Origin of the sequence: Mesorhizobium sp. M0189 (assembly GCF_040322135.1) — a bacterium.
In the GTDB taxonomy this organism is placed as follows: domain Bacteria; phylum Pseudomonadota; class Alphaproteobacteria; order Rhizobiales; family Rhizobiaceae; genus Mesorhizobium.
Genome location: NZ_JAMYSW010000002.1, coordinates 364,633 through 380,843 on the forward strand (window position 1 = coordinate 364,633; position 16,211 = coordinate 380,843).

A 16,211-nucleotide genomic window follows, 5' to 3' on the forward strand; every position below is an offset into this window, starting at 1 on the left:
CCTCCGTTCGGTTGTTTTCAGGCTCCTCCGCCGGCAACGCCGGACACCTGCGTCGAAAGGCTTTCCCGAAACAGGCGATTGAGATCGGCAACGACGCGAGCGGCATTGTGCCTTTCGCTCAGGCCGAGATTGATGCGATCTGACGCCGCCTGCTGGAAGGACATGTAGCCGTCGTGCCGCGGCCTGACCCAGGCACCTTCGAGCGTGGCTCGGGTGTCCTTGTAGAAATTGCCGGTGGCAGCGTTGACAGCGGCATCCTCCCAGGCTGCCGCATGGCCGGGCTGGCCGCCGGCCGAGGCGTAAGGGCCGCGCTGCACGTCACCGCTGGCGATCCAGTAGGCGAAGTCGATGGCCGCCTGCCTGGCCTTCGAAAAAGCTGACACCGCAATGCCGGTCCCGCCGAGCGCCGAGCCTTTGGGGCCGGCATTGCCCGCGGCCGGGATATCCGCGAAAGCCAGGCGGTTGGGTCGAAACCCGGCGATGGCATAGGAGACATAGCCATAGATCAGCGGTGCACAGGCGATCCGTGATCCCGATCCGGCCATTTGCTCCAGAACCGCAATCGGATCCATGCCAAGGCATGCCGGATCGACGAGGGCCGCGATCTCGCGCATCATCTCGAAAACCTGCTTGCCCGTTGCCGGATCCACATGGTCGCCGGGGCCTTCGCCGGCGGGCCGGCCGAGATTGCCGGCAAGCGTGTAGAACACCATCAGCGCATGCGGCGGCCTGAGCGGCAACAGCACGTGGCCTTGCCGGGCCAGATCGAGCGCATCGGCCCAGTTCGCCGGTGCAGCCGAAAGCATGTCCGGCCGCCAGGCCTCCACCTGGCTGGCCGCGTCGATCGGAAACGCCCACTGCCTGCCTTGCCAGTTGTAGCTCGGATAGGACCGGCCGACGCTGCCCGTCGCAAGTGCTGCACGTTCGGCGTCCCGGCCGGCCGCATCGAGCGGCGTCAAACAATTCTCGGCGGTGATCTGGCCGACATGCGGATGGTCGATGACGATCAGATCATAGGCACGGGCCAATTCCTCGACCGGGAAGGATTCGAAATCCTGCAGCGAGCGCTTGTCCCATTCGATGGCGACGCCGGTGCGTTCCGTCCACAGCGCCGAACAGGCGACCATCGGATCATAGCCGCGCGGATGGCTCCAGGTCATGCCTTTGAGCGTCACGTCGCTCACAGCCCGAACTCCTCGCGGATTTTTGCGCTGTGCTCGCCGATGCGTGGCGCGGCCCGCTCGACCTTGGCGCGGATGCCGTCGACCCTGAGCGGCGAGCGCGTGGTGAGGATCGAAACGTCATCCTCGCGCGTCACCGTCTGCAGCATGTCGAGAACTTGGAAGCCTTCGCTGGCCATCATCTCCGGCCAGGTCAAAACCTTGGCGCACCAGATATCGGCGGGCTCGAGGATCGTAAGCCACTCATCGACCGTTTTCGTCGCGATCTTTTGCGCGATGATCGCCTTGATCTCGTCGCGGGCGGTGAACCAGGTCGACGGCTGGTCGCGATAGGGCGCAAGCTCCTCGAGCCCGAGGAGATCGGCGAGTTTCGAGATCGGCGTCATGGCGATCGCCAGATAGCCGTCCTTGGCCGGATAGACGCCGTAGGGCGCCGAGAGATAGGCGTGCGCGCTGCGGAAGCTCGACCGCCGCGGCAGCCGGCGCCCGTCATTGAGATGCGTCGTCAGCACCTCGAACTGGAAGTCGACCAGCGCTTCGAGCAGGCTGGTCTCGACATGGCTGCCCTTGCCGGTCACGCCGCGCCGCACCAGTGCGGCGAGGATGCCTTGCGCGGCGGCGGAACCCGCCAGCATGTCGGCGATCGCCAGGCCGAAGGGCACCGGCCCTTGGTCCTCGTCGCCGTTCAGCCACATCACGCCGGAGCGGGCCTGCGCCAGCAGATCCTGCCCGGGCCGCTTGACCCACGGGCCTTCCTCGCCATAGCCGCTGATCGAGGCATAGACCAGGCGCGGATTGATCTTGCGCACCGCCTCGTAATCGAAGCCCAGGCGTTCGATGACGCCGGGCCTGAAATTCTGGATCAGCACGTCGGCCTTGGCCAGCAGGCCGCGCAGCGCCGCAAGATCGGCCTCGTCCTTCAGGTCGATGGCAAGGCTTTCCTTAGCGCGGTTGATCGCGTGGAAAATTGTGGAATCGCCGCCGATCTCGGTGTCGCTGAGATAAAGCCGGCGCGACAGGTCGCCGCCATCCGGCCGTTCTATCTTGATGACGCGGGCGCCGAGGTCGAGCAGTCTGAGCGAGCAGTAAGGCCCGGACAGGAACTGGCTCATATCGACGACGATGAGCCCGATCAGCGGCAGTTCGGCAATGGCAGCCATTGCCTATTTCTCCGTCTTGCCGGCGAAGTCGGCCGGATTGCGGTACTTCACCGTCTGCAGGTGCTCGCAATAAAGCACGAGTTCGCCTTCGCCCTTGAAGACTTCATAGCTGGCGCGGATCAGCCCCATTTCCTTGTATTTCGGCTTCTTGTCGAGGTTGGAGCGGATCGAATAAATCGTGTCGCCGATGAACACCGGCTTGATGAAGCGCAATTTGTCGTAGCCATACGAAAAGGCGTTGATGCAATTGGTGGCGACGAGCCCGAGCCCGGCCGAGAACACGAAAGCGCCGGCGACCAGCCGCTTGCCGAAGATGCCTTCCGTTTCGGCGAACATCTGGTCCTGCACGTATGGATGGATGTCGAGCACCAGCGTGTTGAAGAGATGGCTGTCGCCCTCGGCAATGGTCCGGCGCAGCGTACGGATCTTCTGGCCGACCGGCCAGTCTTCGTAGAACCAGTTCTCCGCGTTCCAGACGGGAAGGTCGGCGTGTTCCCTCGGCATGTTGGCGGGGTGTGTCGATGCCACGCCAACGGTTGGCGCGAAGCCGCTCATGACGACTTCCCCGGGCAGCGGGAATCGTCCATCAGGGCGCGCCGCAGACCAGCGAAATGCATGATCGATCCTCCCGTCAATCTTCTTTTGTGAATAGTATTTTCACATATGGGGTTGTGTTGCAAGCGAGTCTCGGCGAAATTTTGCTGCGATCCGCGGCGGCCAACGCCGGCGGAACAGGAGGAAATGATGCAGAATGCCTGTCTGGTTTTCGTCGGCAGCCTCAACCGCGACGCCCCATATTTTCAGGGCGCGCGCGGTGTCGGGCTGGGCGTCTATAGTTTCGACGAGGGGACGCTGGAGACGAAGAAACTGGCCGAGACGGGAGGCATCGACAATCCGACCTTCCTGTCGGTGACGCCGGATGGCTCCTACATCTACGCCAATTCCGAAGTGTTCACCTGGCGCGAAGGCGTGGTCTCGGCCTACCGTTTCGACAGGCAGGCCGCCACGCTGTCCTACATCAACAAGCAGCCGACGCTGGGCAGCATCACGGCGCACAACACCATCACGCGCGACCGGACGAAGCTGCTGGTTGCCAATTACGGCATGGGCGATGGCGGCCCCGACCGCTCGGTCGTGGTCTTCGGGCTGCGCGACGATGGCGGCCTGACCGCGCCATTGTCGAGCGTCGCCCATAGCGGGACCGGACCAGACCTCGCACGCCAGGAGCGGCCGCATGCCCATAGCGTAACCGAGACGGTTGCCGGCGGTGTTGCGATCGTCGCCGACCTCGGCATCGACCGGCTGGTGTCCTATCGCATCGGCTCAGACGGCAGCCTGACCAAACTGGCCGAGTCGGCGCTTGCGCCGGGTGCTGGTCCGCGCCATCTCGCGCTGCATCCGGGCGGCCGCTTCGTGTTCGTCATGAACGAGCTGGATTCGACGGTCGTCTCGCTGGCGCTGGACGAAGCATCAGGCAAGCTTACAGTGGTCGACAGCAAGCCGGCCGTGCCGCCCGAGGCACGCGACGGCAATCACTGCGCCGATATCCAGATCTCGCCCGACGGCCGCTTCCTCTACGGCTCCAACCGCGGCCATGACAGCATCGTGGTGTTTTCGATCGACCAGCAAACCGGCAGGCTTGCCCTTGTCGACTATACGCCTTGCGGCGGCGCCACGCCGCGCAATCTGGCACTGACGCCCTCGGGCGGCCATCTGTTCTCGGCCAACCAGAATGCCGACCGCATCTCGATTTTCGCCCGTGATGCCGCAACCGGCCGGCTGACCGACACCGGCCGATCCATCGGCATTGGCACGCCGATGTGCGTGAGGATCGTGCGTTGACGTGATCTCAGAACTCGAGCGCCTGCCTGAGTGCCGGGCCGCTCCTGACGCGCAGATCGAGGTCGGCCTCGATATGGTCGATGTGGTGCAGCATCAGCGCGCTGGCGCGTTCGGCATTGCCATTTTCCAGCGCATCGAGGATCTGCGTGTGCTCGTTGTGGCCGCAGCTCGAGATACCCGAGCGGCCATAGAGCGCGATCACCAGAGATGAACGAGCGACCAATTCCTCCATGAAGCGCTGCAGGATGACGTTTCCCGCGACCGACGCCAGAAGCAGGTGAAAATCCCCCGACGCCTTGATCTCCGATCGCCTTGCGTTCGGTCCGCGTTCGGCGATGAAACGGCCTTCTTCGTCGAGCTGGGCTTTGAACGCGGCGACATGCGCCGGCGTCATCCGCCCGGCGGCGGCAATCGCGATGCCGGGTTCGATCAGCCGGCGCGAAGCAAAGACCTGCCGCGCTTCCTCCGGCGACGGATTGGCGACGAAGGCGCCGCGATTGCGCTCGGTGCGCACCAATCCCTCGAAGGAGAGCATCTGCAGTGCGGCGCGCGCCACGGTGCGGCTGACATCGAACAGCGTGCCGACTTCGCCTTCGGAAAGCTTGGTTCCGGGCGCCAGCCGGCGATCGACGATCGCGTCGCGCAACTGGTCGCGGATCGCCTGCGCGCGATCCTCGTTGGCGGCCTCGATAGCAGGGAAAGTCTGGTCGGCAATGTTCATGGCGGTGATCCTGCGTCCTTCTACCCTGAATCGCATCGCTTGGACGAGAGACAAAGTGAATACAGGGATGAAAAAGATTGCATGCGATTTTTGCGAGGATCGGCGGCAATCGCCTATAATTTGTGCATTGCACAAGGATGCCATATCGGCAGCCATGTCGATGCAGCCCTGATTTCTTCGAGGATTCAGTCGGTTGGTGCGGCGGCGCGCAACTGGCACGCATGATGCTTTGGCTAATCCGACCAAAGGGGAAGCTGGATGTCCAAAGCCGCCGAAATCGACATTGTGTCCGTTTCGAAAGTCTATGGCGCGACGACTGCCGTCGAAGGCATCAGCCTGAAAATCCCTGCGGGAACCTATTGCTGCCTGCTCGGTCCGTCCGGCTGTGGCAAGACCTCGACGCTGCGCATGATCGCCGGGCACGAGAGCATATCGAGCGGCGATGTGCGGCTCGGCAACACAGTGGTCACCGACCTGCCGCCGGCCAGGCGCGGCACTGCCATGATGTTCCAATCCTACGCGCTGTTTCCGCATCTCGACCTGATCGACAATGTCGCGTTCAGCCTGAAGATGAAAGGCGTCGGCAAGGAGGAGCGCCGCGCCAAGGCACTCGACATGCTGAAGCTGATGCAGATGGAGGCATATGCCAGCCGCCGTCCGGCGCAGCTTTCGGGCGGCCAGCAGCAGCGCGTTGCTCTTGCGCGCGCACTGATCACCGATCCCGAGGCGCTGTTGCTCGACGAACCGCTTTCGGCGCTCGATCCGTTCCTGAAGATCCGTATGCGGGCCGAACTGAAGAAGCTGCAGACGTCGCTCGGCATCACGTTCGTCCACGTCACCCACAGCCAGGAAGAGGCGATGGCGCTGGCCGACCTGATCGTGGTCATGAACGACGGCCGTATCGAGCAGGCGGCGCACCCTCGCACGGTGTTCGAGCGGCCGGCCACGGCCTTCGTCGCTCGTTTCATGGGCGACCACAATGTCATCTCCGGCCGCGTCACCGGTAGTCGTGACGGCATGGTTGTTTTCGATGTGCCCGGCGGTGTCACGCTCGCCGCCAGCGGGCAGGGCAGGGAGATCGGCCAGCCGATCGATATCGCCATTCGCACCGACCATGTGCGGATCGGCGACCCGCCGGCCGCAGGGCTCGGGTTCACCGGCATCATCGCAAATGTCGAATACCGCGGTTCGACCGTGAAACTCTCGGTCAACGGCGCCGGCATCGAGGATTTCACGGTGATCGTCAACGACACCAGCTTCTTCGCCAAACCGGTTGCCGTCGGCGACGCAGTGCCGATCGCCTGGGACGCCGAGGACGCGATCGTCCTTGGCCGTCTCGATTCCTGAAATCCAGCATAACCAACCAAAACAGGGGAACTGAACATGACCAACACCACAGACAAGAAGACTGGAATATCGCGCCGCTCGCTGCTCAAGACAGGCGCCGCCGCCGTCGGTTTTGCCGCCGGTTCCGGCGCCATATCAGGCTTTCCGACCATCTGGGCGCAATCGAACATCACGTTGCGCCAGTTCGGCACCGGCGTGTCCAACCTCAATGCCATCGCCGACAAGTGCAAGGCGGATCTCGGCATCACGCTGGAGATGACGGCAACCGATTCCGATGCCGCCGCCCAGCGCGCGGTAACGCAACCCGACAGCTACGACATCGCCGATATCGAATACTGGATCTGCAAGAAGGTGTTTCCGACAGGCGTCCTGCAGCCGATGGATGTCACCAAGCTGAAATACTACGACGAGCTCGTGCCGCTGTTCAAAACCGGCAAGCTGACGCCGGACAGCGTCATCGCCCAGGGCACCGCGCCGCACACGGTCGGTTACGTCGAGGCGCAGGACAGCAAGGTATTCGCCAAGGCGCCGACCAATTGGTTCACCATGGTGCCGACGATCTACAATGCCGATACGCTCGGCATCCGCCCCGACCTCGTCGGCCGTGACATCACCACCTGGGCCGACATCATGGATCCGGCCTTCAAGGGCAAGACAGCCATCCTCAACATCCCGTCGATCGGCATCATGGATGCGGCGATGATCATGGAAGCCACTGGCAATATCAAATATGCCGACAAGGGCAACATGACCAAGGAGGAGATCGACAAGACGATCGATTTCCTCATCAAGGCCAAGCAGGACGGCCAGTTCCGTGCCTTCTGGAAGTCCTTCGACGAAAGCGTCAACCTGATGGCTTCAGGCGAAGTGGTGATCCAGTCGATGTGGTCGCCGGCCGTGGCCGCGGTCCGCTCCAAGGGCATCGCGTGCCGGTTCCAGCCGCTCAAGGAAGGCTACCGGTCCTGGGGTGGCGGGCTTGGCCTGGCAGCCCATCTCTCCGGCGCCGAACTCGATGCCGCCTATGAATACATCAACTGGTACACGTCCGGTTGGGTGGGCGGCTACCTCAATCGCCAGGGCTACTACTCGGCCAACATGGTGTCGGCCAAGAAGTTCATGTCCGAGGACGAATGGGGCTACTGGATCGAAGGTAAGCCAGCAAAGGGCGATATCCTGTCGCCGGACGGCAAGGTCATGGAAAAGGCAGGCGCCGTGCGTGACGGCGGCTCGTTCGAAGAGCGCATGGGCAAGGTCGCCTGCTGGAACTCGGTCATGGACGAGGACCGCTATATGGTAAAGCGCTGGAACGAGTTCATCGCTGCTTGATGCCCTCTGCCTTCTCCCCTTGTGGGAGAAGGTGGATTGGCGCGCAGCGCCAAGACGGTTGAGGGGTGCTGGACGGAGCACTGTTGGTGCCAAGCTGGAACACCCCTCATCCGACCGAGCTTCGCTCGGCCACCTTCTCCCACACGGGGAGAAGGGAACACCCCTCAGTCGCATCGCCGACTTGGACCGAGAGATAGATGGCAGTAGCGCTCGAACAATCCACGCACGTTACGTCTGCGAAGCCGGCCAGACCTAGGCGCTCCTTTGCCGGCGTCGCACCCTATCTCCAGGCGGCACCGCTGGCGCTGATCCTCGGCGCGTTCCTCCTGTTGCCGATCCTGATGATCGCCGTGGTCTCATTCTGGGACTACGATTTCGCGGCGATGTATCCGGATTTCCTGACCACCAACTATGCCGACACGCTCGGCTCCTGGGTCACCTGGAAAACCTATCTGAACACGCTGAAATACGCCGCCATCGTTTGGGCGCTGACGCTGTTCATCGGTTTCTGGGTCGCCTATTTCCTCGCCTTCCACATCAGAACCACAGCCATGCAGATGGTGCTGTTCCTCGTCTGCACCGTGCCGTTCCTGACCTCCAACATCATCCGCATGATCTCGTGGATTCCAGTGCTTGGCCGCAATGGCCTGGTCAACTCGACGCTGGTGCAGATGGGGCTGATCCCGAAGCCGATCGAATGGTTGCTCTATTCCGAATTCGCCGTGGTGCTGGCCATGGTGCATCTCTATACGCTGTTCATGGTGACGCCGATCTTCAACACGCTGATGCGCATCGACAAATCGCTGATCGAGGCCGCGCGCGACGCCGGCGCTTCCGGCTGGCAGGTTCTGTGGAACGTCGTCATCCCGCTTGCCAAGCCCGGCATGGCGATCGGCACCATCTTCGTCGTCACCCTGGTGATGGCCGACTTTTCGACGGTGCAGGTGATGTCCGGCGGCCAGAGCGCCTCTGTCGCGCTGATGATGAAAAACCAGATGTCGCTGCTGCAATATCCGGCAGCCGCCGCCAACGCCGTCGTGCTGCTGGTGCTGGTGCTGTTGATGGTCGCGGGCATCCTGCGCATCGTCGATATTCGCAAGGAGCTGTGAGGCGATGAGCCACGACAAGCGCACCTTCGAATTCTACGTGCTGGCGGCCTTCTTCGCGCTTTTCGTGCTATTCCTATACGGCCCGCTTTCGGCGATCCTTATCCTGTCCTTCCAGGGCGAGAATGGCGGTCTGACGTTTCCGTTGAACGGCGTTTCGCTGCACTGGTTCGCCAATCTGTTCGAGCGCCAGGCGGTCGGCGATTTCGGCGGCAGTTTCAAACGCTCGCTCGTCCTTGGCCTGATGGTGATGATCGTCACGGTCGTCGTGTCGCTGCTTGCCGGCCTTGCCTTCCGGCAGAAATTTCGCGGCGCAACTGCCTTGTTCTATCTGGCCGTCGCCAGCCTCGTCGTGCCGTCGATCATTATCAGCCTCGGCATCGGCGTCGTCTTTCAGCAGGTCGGCTTCCGCCCCGCCTGGTACACGTCTGCTTTCGGCGCCCATCTGACCTGGACCTTGCCTTTCGGCGTGCTGATCATGTTCGCGGTCTTCAACCGGTTCTCGCCGGCCTATGAGGAAGCCGCGCGGGATCTCGGAGCATCGTCGTGGCAGACCTTCGCCCATGTCGTTCTGCCGATGATCGCGCCCAGCCTGATCGGTGTCGGCCTGTTCGGCTTCACTCTGTCATATGACGAGTTCGCCCGCACGCTGATGACCTCGGGGACCTTCAACACGCTGCCGCTCGAAATCTACGGCATGACGACGAATGTGACGACGCCGGTGCTCTATGCGCTCGGTACAGTGACGACCGTGTTTTCCTTTCTGGTGATCCTGCTGACGCTCGGCGCAATCGTCTATGTCGGCCGCCGCCGGGAGCGTGCCTGACAGTGCAGATCCTCGTCGTCAATCCAAACACCACCGCCAGCATGACCGAGACTATTGCGGCGGCGGCCCGATCGGTCGCTGGTCAATCGACGAAGATCGTTGCCGTCACCTCGACGATGGGCCCGGTTTCGATCGAAGGCTATTACGATGAAGCGCTTGCCGTACCCGGCCTGCTGGTCGAGATCGCTGCCGGCGAGCGCTCAGGCGCGCAGGCTGCGATCATCGCCTGTTTCGACGACACCGGCCTCGACGCCGCACGCGCCATGGCCAACATTCCGGTCATCGGCATTTGCGAGGCAGCGCTCAGCACGGCCTCGTTCATCGCCCAGCGCTTCACCGTCGTCACCACCACCGGACGCTCGCACGTGCCGGTCGAAGGGTTGGTGCAGCGCTATGGCATGGCGGGGCGCGCGCGCGTGCGCGCTGCCGATATCCCGGTTCTTGCCCTCGAAGATCCGGCATCCGATGCGCTCCTGAAGCTGCGCAACGAGATTGCGCGCGCCATCGACGAGGATCGCGCCGAAGCGATCGTGCTCGGCTGTGCCGGCATGGCCGACTTGGCGGCCGCGCTGCAGCGGGAATTCGGGCTTCCGGTCATCGACGGCGTCGGCGCCGCAGTCAAGCAGGCCGAGGCCTTGATAACGCTTGGCCTGACGACATCCAAGCGCGGCGCCTATGCAAGCCCATTGGCAAAGCCCTATCATGGTGCGTTGAAGTCCTTCGCGCCTGATGCCGCCGAGTGATCGCAATGCCCCGAACGATCCGAACGCTCGCACGTGAAGAAATGCAAACCCTTGTCGATTGGGCGGCGGCGGAAGGCTGGAACCCCGGCCTCAGCGACGCAGCGCTGTTCCAGACAGCCGACCCGCAGGGCTTCATCGGCGCCTTTATCGACGGCGAGATGGCGGCCGGCATTTCAGCCGTTGCCTATGGCGAGGAATTCGGCTTCATCGGCCTGTATATCTGCCGGCCGGACAGGCGTGGCCAAGGCCATGGTAAGGCCGTTTGGGATGCCGGCATGGCGCGGCTCGACAACCGCACGATCGGCCTCGACGGCGTCGTCGAACAACAGGCCAACTACCGCAGCATGGGTTTTGCGCCGGCCTACCGGACGATACGGCTCATGGGGTCGTCGAATGCCCCGGCAGCCGCCGGCAGCGACATTCGCGCCGTAGGGCCGGAACTCGTGCCGGACATACTGGACTATGACCGCCGCTTCTTTCCCGGCCCGAGGCGATCCTTCCTGGAGCACTGGCTGCGCCCGCCGCATATGGCCCAGGCGATCGTCAAGCACGGCGCCATTGCAGGATATGGCGTCGCGCGCCAATGCCGGGACGGCTGCAAGATCGGCCCGCTCTTTGCCGACAGCCTGGATGCAGCGAGCCGTCTCTTCGCCGCACTCGCGCACATGTCCGGTCCCGGAAACGTCCATCTCGACGTGCCCGAGACCAGCGGGCAATTTGCAGATTTGCTGTCGTCCGCCGGCCTTCAACCCGGCTTCGAGACAGCTCGGATGTACAAGGGAAGGGCGCCGCAGCTCATGCAGTCCGGGGTTTTTGCGATAACGACGTTGGAGCTTGGCTGAAACGGTGCAAGCCGACGTCTAGCGTAAAGTCGGGCAACACGAATATCTGGTCTATTTTTCCTGAACCGAAATGCCGGAATCGTCGATACGAAGTTCCACGCCTTTCGGCTTAGTCTCCTCGCGATAAACATAGATGCCCAAGGCAATGACGGCGACGGCCAAAGCGCCGATGATGAGATAAAGATAGTTCTGCTTCATCCGCTGTCGTTAACAACATGATGTGAGCGAGTCTAGCAGTTCGGGTATCAGGACGACGGACGGACACGCGCGTCGATCAGCCATCCAGCCGGTCGCGCAGCATGCTCCAGGGGAGCACCATGTTTGGTGCATGCCGCATCAGGCTGTGGAACGGGATCGGCGACGACGGTCCAAACGGCAGCGGCAAATCCTGAGGCTTTGTTCCATCAGCCCAGTCGGCAAGCACCTTGCCCATGGCAGTCGTCATGGCGATGCCGCGCCCATTGCAGGCAAAGCCCGCAACCAGGTCGGGGCCGAGATCGACGAGGCGCGGCAGGAAGTCGGGCTCGACTGCAGCCATGCCCGACCAGCTGTAGTCGATCGGCGGCATTCCCGGGAGATCGAGATGCCTGGCAAGCCGTCGCCAGATCGCCCGCGGCACCCGCGTGTCGGCACCGGGGCCAAAAACATGCATGCCGCCGGTTATCAGCCTGTTTTCGCCATCGAAGCGGAAGGTGAAAAGATTGCGCCTGGTGTCGCCGACGCCTTGCCCGCCCGGAAGCAACCGGGTGCGGTATTCGCGCGGCAGCGGCGCCGTCGCGATCTGGAAGATCTTCAGTGGGAAGTAGGTTCGCTGGAGCGTACGCTCGAGCTGTCCGCCATAGGCGTTGGTGGCGACCAGCACTTTTTCGGCACGGACCGAACCGGAGGCCGTCTTCAGAGTCCAGCCACCCCCTGTCCGCTCGATCGATTTAACCCGCGTATGTTCGAAGATGCGCGCACCGGCCTTTTCCGCCGCGTCGGCCAATCCGCGCGCATATTCGACCGGATTGAGGACGCCACCCGATCTGTCGATCCAGCCACCGAGATAACCGCGAACCCCGGTCAGCTCTTCGACCGCCTGTCTGTCCAGCGCGACAGTCTGTCTTCCGCGTTGTGCCCATTGTTCGGCGCGCGATCTGGTCTTTTGCAAAGCGGCCGGTGAATGGGCTGGTTGTATCCAGCCGCTCTGGACGGCATCGCATTCGATGGCATGCCGCTTGATCAGGGCAAAGACGAGGTCGGCGCTGCCGGCGGCGAAATCGACAAGGCGTTCGCCGCGTTCGGGCCCAAGCTGGGCAATGATATCGTCGGGGTCTCTTTTCGCGAAATTCGGCACGACGAAGCCGGCGTTCCTGCCGGTTGCCCCCCAGGCGATGATTTCCGCCTCGAGGACGGCCACCGAGATGCCTCTTTCGGCGGTGTGCAGCGCGGTTGAAAGGCCCGAAAATCCGCCGCCGACTATCGCCAGATCGACATCGAGTGCACCTTCGAGCGCCGGCCGGTCGCGGCGGTTGCGGCCGACGGCGTGCCATAGCGAAAGGCCGCGTGGCACGGCAACGTTGCTCATGACCGTGCAGCGCTCTCGTCCGGAGCCGCTTTCGCGCCCTTGCCGAACCTTGCGCGTCGCGGCCTGTCGCCGAACAGGCCGTTCGGCCTGACCAGAAGGATGACGCACAGCATCACGCCGATGGCGACGATCTGCAGTGAGGCGGCGCGGGCCTGCTGTTCGGGCGAGAACAACACACTCGTCAAGGCTCCTGATCCGGCCCAGATCGCCCAGACCAGGATACTGCCGATGACGGCGCCGATATTGCTGCCCGAGCCGCCGACGATCAGCATCACCCAGACCTGGAAAGTCAGCGCCGGCAAATAATTGTCCGGGGCGATGAAGCCGGTGAAATGCGCCTGCAGCGCACCGGCCAGCCCCATGATGGCGCCGCCGACGGCAAAGGCCTGGACCCGGTAGAACCGCGCGCTTTTTCCCAGGGATATCGCGGCCCGCTCATCCTCGCGAAGCGCCTTCAACACGCGCCCCCACGGGCTGCGCGACAGATGCTCCAGCGCGAGATAGACGATCAGCGTCACCACCGAGACGACGGCAAGATTCGACAGGTTGAACAGTAATGGGGTTTCGGCAAGACCGCCGAACGGACGCGGAATGAAGCCGATGCCGAACGGGCCGCCGGTCAGCGTCTGGGCATTGAGAGCCACCAATTGCACGACGACGGCGACGCCAAAGGTGGTGATCGCCAGATAGTCCGATCTCAGGCGCAGCGTGGCGATGCCGGTGATGGCGGCGGCGACACCGCCCACCAGCATGGCGCCGAGCCAGCCGACAAGGATCGGCAGATCGAAGCCGCCGAGTCGCGCGGCATCGTCGGGCGTGGTCAGCAGTGCCGAGGTGTAGGCGCCGATGGCAACGAAGCCGGCGACCCCGACATTGAAAAGCCCGGTCAGCCCCCATTGCAAATTGAGCCCGAGCGTGACGAGCGAAAAAATCAGCGCGGTGGTCAGGAAGAAAGCGCCGTAGCCGAGCAGATCCATCAGCGTTCCCCCACTCCGAAAAGGCCGATAGGCCGCACGAACAGCACCGCCATCAGGATGATGAAGGAGATGGCCGCCCGCCATTCGGCGCCGATCAATTGCACCGCGCCGGCTTCGGCCAAACCGATGATCAAGCCGCCGAGAACGGCGCCGGGCACACTGCCGATGCCGCCGAGGATGGCGGCCGCGAACATCGGCAGCAGCATCTCGAAACCCATGAACGGGCGGATCTGAATGAGAATGCCGATCATGACGCCGGCGACACAGGCCAGCCCCCCGCCGATGATCCAGGTGACGCGCACGACTTTGGCGACGTCGATACCGACAATGCGGGCAAGTGCCGCGTTCTGGCTCAACGCCTGCATCGAGCGGCCGGTCTGGGTACGCGTCATCAAAAGATGTACGCCGAGCACCAGAACGGCGGTCAGCAGCAGCAGCGCGATTTGGTCCGGGGTGATGCGAATGCCGAAGCCTATCGGCATGGCGATCTGGATCGCCCGGCTGAAATAGGTCGGACGCGAGGTGAAGATGAATTCGAGCAGGCTTCTCAGCGCCATCGAGGCGCCGAAGCTCGCCATCACCACGATGATCGCCTGGCCCTTGGCGCGCAGCCGCGCGAACAGCACCATTTCGAGCGCCAGCGCCAGCAGGCCGGTGGCCGCCATGCCGATGATGAGCGCGACGATCAGCGGCCAGCCGAAGGAGAGGGGTGCGATCGGCGCGATCTTGCCGAACATCGCGCCGATAGCGCCAACCACGGCGAGCGTCGCATAGGCGCCCCAGGCCATGAAGTCGCCATGGGCGAAGTTCGAGAAGCGCAGGATTGAATAGGTGAGCGTCACGCCGATGGCGCCGAGGCCGATCATCGAGCCTGCCAGCAGCCCGTCGGCGACGAATTGCAGGTTCATGCCGCGCCTCCTTTTCCAAGGTCGGGGCGGCGCTGGCCAAGATAGAGCTCGGCGACGACAGGATCGTTCCAGAGCTCGGAGGCGATGCCCTGGTGCCGGTCCTTGCCCTCGACCAGCACGTAGGCGCGATCGCCGATCGCAAGCGCTGCCTTGGCGTTCTGTTCGACCAGCAGAATGGTGACGCCGGATTTGCGGATACCGGCCAGCATCTCGAACACCATCGCCACGAATTTCGGTGACAGGCCGGCCGACGGTTCGTCGAGCACCAGCACCGTGGGATGGACGATCAACGCCCGGGCGACGGCCAGCATCTGCCGCTGTCCGCCCGAGAGATTGCCCGCGGCCGTTCTGCGCTGACGGGCGAGATCGGGAAAGGCCGCATACATTTCCTCGATGCGGGCAGGGATCTCGCGCGGCCTCAGGATGCCGCAGGCGACCTTCAAATTGTCCTCGACCGACATCAGCGGGAAGATGTTTTCGGTCTGCGGCACGAACGCAAGGCCAAGGCGGACCATGGTGTGGGCGGGCGCCGCCGTGATGTCCTTGCCGTCCAGCAGCACGGTGCCGCCGGTGATCGGGACAAGGCCGGCGATGGCCTTGATAAGGCTCGACTTGCCGGCGCCGTTGGGACCGAGGACGACGACGATCTCGCCCTGGTCGACGGTGATCGAAGCGCCGCGCACGATCGGCACGCCGGGCTCATAGCCGGCTTCGAGACCGCGGACGTCGAGTACCGTTTGGCTCATGCAGCGCCTCCGAGATAGGCCTCGATGACGCGCGGGTCGCGCGCAACCTCGTCCGGAGTGCCCTCGCACAGCAGCTGGCCGCTTGCCATGACCAGCACCCGGTGGCAGAGCCGCGTCACCATGTCGATATTGTGCTCGATCAGCAGGAAGGTGATGCCGCTTCTGTTGATATCGCGGATGCGGTCGATGATGACTTCAAGAAGCGTCGCATTGACGCCGGCCGCAGGTTCGTCGAGCAGGATGATTGCCGGATCGGCCATCATGACGCGGGCCAGCTCGAGCAGCTTGCGCTGGCCGCCCGAAAGCACGCGCGCCGGCTCGTGCGCCAGGCGGGCGAGCGTGACGAGCTCAAGCAATTCGATGGCTCTCGTCTCGGCCGCCCGCTCTTCGGTGGCGACCCGCCGCGGCGTCAGGAAATTGGCGAGCAGTCTTTCTCCGGCCTGCCCCTGCGCGGCCAGCATGACGTTTTCGATCAGTGTCAGATTGGGCAAGGGCCGGGGGATCTGGAACGTGCGGCCAAGGCCGCGGCCGATGCGGCGATGGGCAGCTTCCCCCGACACCGATACGCCGTTGAGAAGGATTTCGCCGCTGGTCGGCAGGATGCTGCCGGCCAGCAGGTCGAACATCGTGGTCTTGCCGGCGCCGTTCGGACCGATAAGGCCAAGTATTTCGCCTGGCTGGACGTCGAACGAGACATTGTTGACCGCGACAAGGCCGCCGAAGCGTCTGACGACGTTCCTGGCCGTCAGAACCGGCGTGCGGATCTCCTCCTGCCGTTCCGTCGTGTCGCTCATCAATCCCTCTGGCCGAAAGCGATCTTCGGTTGCCTATGATTTGATTTGTGATCACACTTGCTTTGATCACGCTATTCGGCTTTAATTTCTTCCGCAAGCCGAAAACGGGCCAAGACCGGGACTGC

Annotated in this window: 17 protein-coding genes; 7 read left to right on the forward strand and 10 right to left on the reverse strand. The window is 63.4% G+C overall.

Annotated elements, in window-relative coordinates:
- Nucleotides 1-17: 17 nt before the first annotated feature.
- From NKJ09_RS04690 to NKJ09_RS04700, 3 genes are read right to left on the reverse strand one after another with little or no spacing between them, the layout of a single operon-like run.
- On the reverse strand, nt 18-1,160 hold the full coding sequence (locus NKJ09_RS04690) for an extracellular solute-binding protein (protein ID WP_352494030.1): 1,143 nt from the start codon (nt 1,158-1,160) through the stop codon (nt 18-20).
- A 20-nt stretch (nt 1,161-1,180) separates the two neighbouring features.
- Nucleotides 1,181-2,341, reverse strand: a complete 1,161-nt coding sequence (locus tag NKJ09_RS04695; RefSeq protein WP_352493936.1) for a CaiB/BaiF CoA transferase family protein — start codon at nt 2,339-2,341, stop codon at nt 1,181-1,183.
- A 3-nt stretch (nt 2,342-2,344) separates the two neighbouring features.
- Nucleotides 2,345-2,896, reverse strand: a complete 552-nt coding sequence (locus NKJ09_RS04700; protein ID WP_352493937.1) for a MaoC family dehydratase — start codon at nt 2,894-2,896, stop codon at nt 2,345-2,347.
- Between the two features lie 189 nt (nt 2,897-3,085).
- On the opposite strand from NKJ09_RS04700, the gene NKJ09_RS04705 reads away from it, so the two are divergent.
- Nucleotides 3,086-4,183, forward strand: coding sequence for a lactonase family protein (locus NKJ09_RS04705; RefSeq protein ID WP_352493938.1), 1,098 nt, complete (start codon nt 3,086-3,088; stop codon nt 4,181-4,183).
- 7 nt (nt 4,184-4,190) lie between these two features.
- Here NKJ09_RS04705 and NKJ09_RS04710 read toward each other — a convergent pair whose 3' ends face one another.
- Complete coding sequence (locus NKJ09_RS04710; RefSeq protein WP_352493939.1) at nt 4,191-4,904, reverse strand: GntR family transcriptional regulator; 714 nt, start codon at nt 4,902-4,904, stop codon at nt 4,191-4,193.
- A gap of 258 nt (nt 4,905-5,162) precedes the next feature.
- On the opposite strand from NKJ09_RS04710, the gene NKJ09_RS04715 reads away from it, so the two are divergent.
- The 6 genes from NKJ09_RS04715 (at nt 5,163) to NKJ09_RS04740 (ending at nt 11,094) form a co-directional block, all read left to right on the forward strand.
- Nucleotides 5,163-6,251 (forward strand): ABC transporter ATP-binding protein, encoded by a 1,089-nt coding sequence (locus tag NKJ09_RS04715; RefSeq protein WP_352493940.1) that lies wholly within the window; start codon nt 5,163-5,165, stop codon nt 6,249-6,251.
- Between the two features lie 36 nt (nt 6,252-6,287).
- The gene (locus NKJ09_RS04720; protein ID WP_023716671.1) at nt 6,288-7,577 is read left to right on the forward strand and encodes an ABC transporter substrate-binding protein; all 1,290 of its coding nucleotides are present in this window, start codon (nt 6,288-6,290) and stop codon (nt 7,575-7,577) included.
- Nucleotides 7,578-7,774: 197 nt separating this feature from the next.
- Entirely contained in the window at nt 7,775-8,686 is a 912-nt protein-coding gene (locus NKJ09_RS04725; RefSeq protein WP_352482763.1) for an ABC transporter permease, read from the forward strand.
- A gap of 4 nt (nt 8,687-8,690) precedes the next feature.
- The gene (locus NKJ09_RS04730) at nt 8,691-9,509 is read left to right on the forward strand and encodes an ABC transporter permease (RefSeq protein WP_023716673.1); all 819 of its coding nucleotides are present in this window, start codon (nt 8,691-8,693) and stop codon (nt 9,507-9,509) included.
- A 2-nt stretch (nt 9,510-9,511) separates the two neighbouring features.
- Nucleotides 9,512-10,252, forward strand: coding sequence for an aspartate/glutamate racemase family protein (locus tag NKJ09_RS04735; protein ID WP_023716674.1), 741 nt, complete (start codon nt 9,512-9,514; stop codon nt 10,250-10,252).
- Nucleotides 10,253-10,257: 5 nt separating this feature from the next.
- Nucleotides 10,258-11,094, forward strand: coding sequence for a GNAT family N-acetyltransferase (locus NKJ09_RS04740; RefSeq protein WP_352493941.1), 837 nt, complete (start codon nt 10,258-10,260; stop codon nt 11,092-11,094).
- A 51-nt stretch (nt 11,095-11,145) separates the two neighbouring features.
- Here NKJ09_RS04740 and NKJ09_RS04745 read toward each other — a convergent pair whose 3' ends face one another.
- The 6 genes from NKJ09_RS04745 to NKJ09_RS04770 form a co-directional block, all read right to left on the reverse strand.
- The gene (locus NKJ09_RS04745) at nt 11,146-11,292 is read right to left on the reverse strand and encodes a hypothetical protein (protein ID WP_352465989.1); all 147 of its coding nucleotides are present in this window, start codon (nt 11,290-11,292) and stop codon (nt 11,146-11,148) included.
- Between the two features lie 76 nt (nt 11,293-11,368).
- Nucleotides 11,369-12,661 carry an NAD(P)/FAD-dependent oxidoreductase gene (locus NKJ09_RS04750; protein WP_352493942.1) on the reverse strand — a complete coding sequence of 431 codons (1,293 nt, stop codon included), beginning with the start codon at nt 12,659-12,661 and terminating at the stop codon, nt 11,369-11,371.
- Complete coding sequence (locus tag NKJ09_RS04755) at nt 12,658-13,641, reverse strand: branched-chain amino acid ABC transporter permease (RefSeq protein ID WP_352482888.1); 984 nt, start codon at nt 13,639-13,641, stop codon at nt 12,658-12,660. The genes NKJ09_RS04750 and NKJ09_RS04755 overlap by 4 nt, the downstream gene beginning before the upstream one ends.
- Nucleotides 13,638-14,546, reverse strand: coding sequence for a branched-chain amino acid ABC transporter permease (locus NKJ09_RS04760; protein ID WP_352493943.1), 909 nt, complete (start codon nt 14,544-14,546; stop codon nt 13,638-13,640). The genes NKJ09_RS04755 and NKJ09_RS04760 overlap by 4 nt, the downstream gene beginning before the upstream one ends.
- Entirely contained in the window at nt 14,543-15,292 is a 750-nt protein-coding gene (locus NKJ09_RS04765) for an ABC transporter ATP-binding protein (RefSeq protein WP_023716680.1), read from the reverse strand. The genes NKJ09_RS04760 and NKJ09_RS04765 overlap by 4 nt, the downstream gene beginning before the upstream one ends.
- Entirely contained in the window at nt 15,289-16,086 is a 798-nt protein-coding gene (locus NKJ09_RS04770; RefSeq protein WP_352493944.1) for an ABC transporter ATP-binding protein, read from the reverse strand. Before NKJ09_RS04770 ends, NKJ09_RS04765 begins: the two co-directional genes overlap by 4 nt.
- Nucleotides 16,087-16,211: the final 125 nt, after the last annotated feature.

What these genes read in the sequence shown, in the direction of transcription:
- NKJ09_RS04690 (WP_352494030.1), bottom strand. Translation starts at nt 1,160, where the DNA reads ATGACCTGGAGCCATCCGCGCGGCTATGATCCGATGGTCGCCTGTTCG.
- NKJ09_RS04695 (WP_352493936.1), bottom strand. Translation starts at nt 2,341, where the DNA reads ATGGCTGCCATTGCCGAACTGCCGCTGATCGGGCTCATCGTCGTCGAT.
- NKJ09_RS04700 (WP_352493937.1), bottom strand. Translation starts at nt 2,896, where the DNA reads ATGAGCGGCTTCGCGCCAACCGTTGGCGTGGCATCGACACACCCCGCC.
- NKJ09_RS04705 (WP_352493938.1), top strand. Translation starts at nt 3,086, where the DNA reads ATGCAGAATGCCTGTCTGGTTTTCGTCGGCAGCCTCAACCGCGACGCC.
- NKJ09_RS04710 (WP_352493939.1), bottom strand. Translation starts at nt 4,904, where the DNA reads ATGAACATTGCCGACCAGACTTTCCCTGCTATCGAGGCCGCCAACGAG.
- NKJ09_RS04715 (WP_352493940.1), top strand. Translation starts at nt 5,163, where the DNA reads ATGTCCAAAGCCGCCGAAATCGACATTGTGTCCGTTTCGAAAGTCTAT.
- NKJ09_RS04720 (WP_023716671.1), top strand. Translation starts at nt 6,288, where the DNA reads ATGACCAACACCACAGACAAGAAGACTGGAATATCGCGCCGCTCGCTG.
- NKJ09_RS04725 (WP_352482763.1), top strand. Translation starts at nt 7,775, where the DNA reads ATGGCAGTAGCGCTCGAACAATCCACGCACGTTACGTCTGCGAAGCCG.
- NKJ09_RS04730 (WP_023716673.1), top strand. Translation starts at nt 8,691, where the DNA reads ATGAGCCACGACAAGCGCACCTTCGAATTCTACGTGCTGGCGGCCTTC.
- NKJ09_RS04740 (WP_352493941.1), top strand. Translation starts at nt 10,258, where the DNA reads ATGCCCCGAACGATCCGAACGCTCGCACGTGAAGAAATGCAAACCCTT.
- NKJ09_RS04745 (WP_352465989.1), bottom strand. Translation starts at nt 11,292, where the DNA reads ATGAAGCAGAACTATCTTTATCTCATCATCGGCGCTTTGGCCGTCGCC.
- NKJ09_RS04750 (WP_352493942.1), bottom strand. Translation starts at nt 12,661, where the DNA reads ATGAGCAACGTTGCCGTGCCACGCGGCCTTTCGCTATGGCACGCCGTC.
- NKJ09_RS04760 (WP_352493943.1), bottom strand. Translation starts at nt 14,546, where the DNA reads ATGAACCTGCAATTCGTCGCCGACGGGCTGCTGGCAGGCTCGATGATC.
- NKJ09_RS04765 (WP_023716680.1), bottom strand. Translation starts at nt 15,292, where the DNA reads ATGAGCCAAACGGTACTCGACGTCCGCGGTCTCGAAGCCGGCTATGAG.
- NKJ09_RS04770 (WP_352493944.1), bottom strand. Translation starts at nt 16,086, where the DNA reads ATGAGCGACACGACGGAACGGCAGGAGGAGATCCGCACGCCGGTTCTG.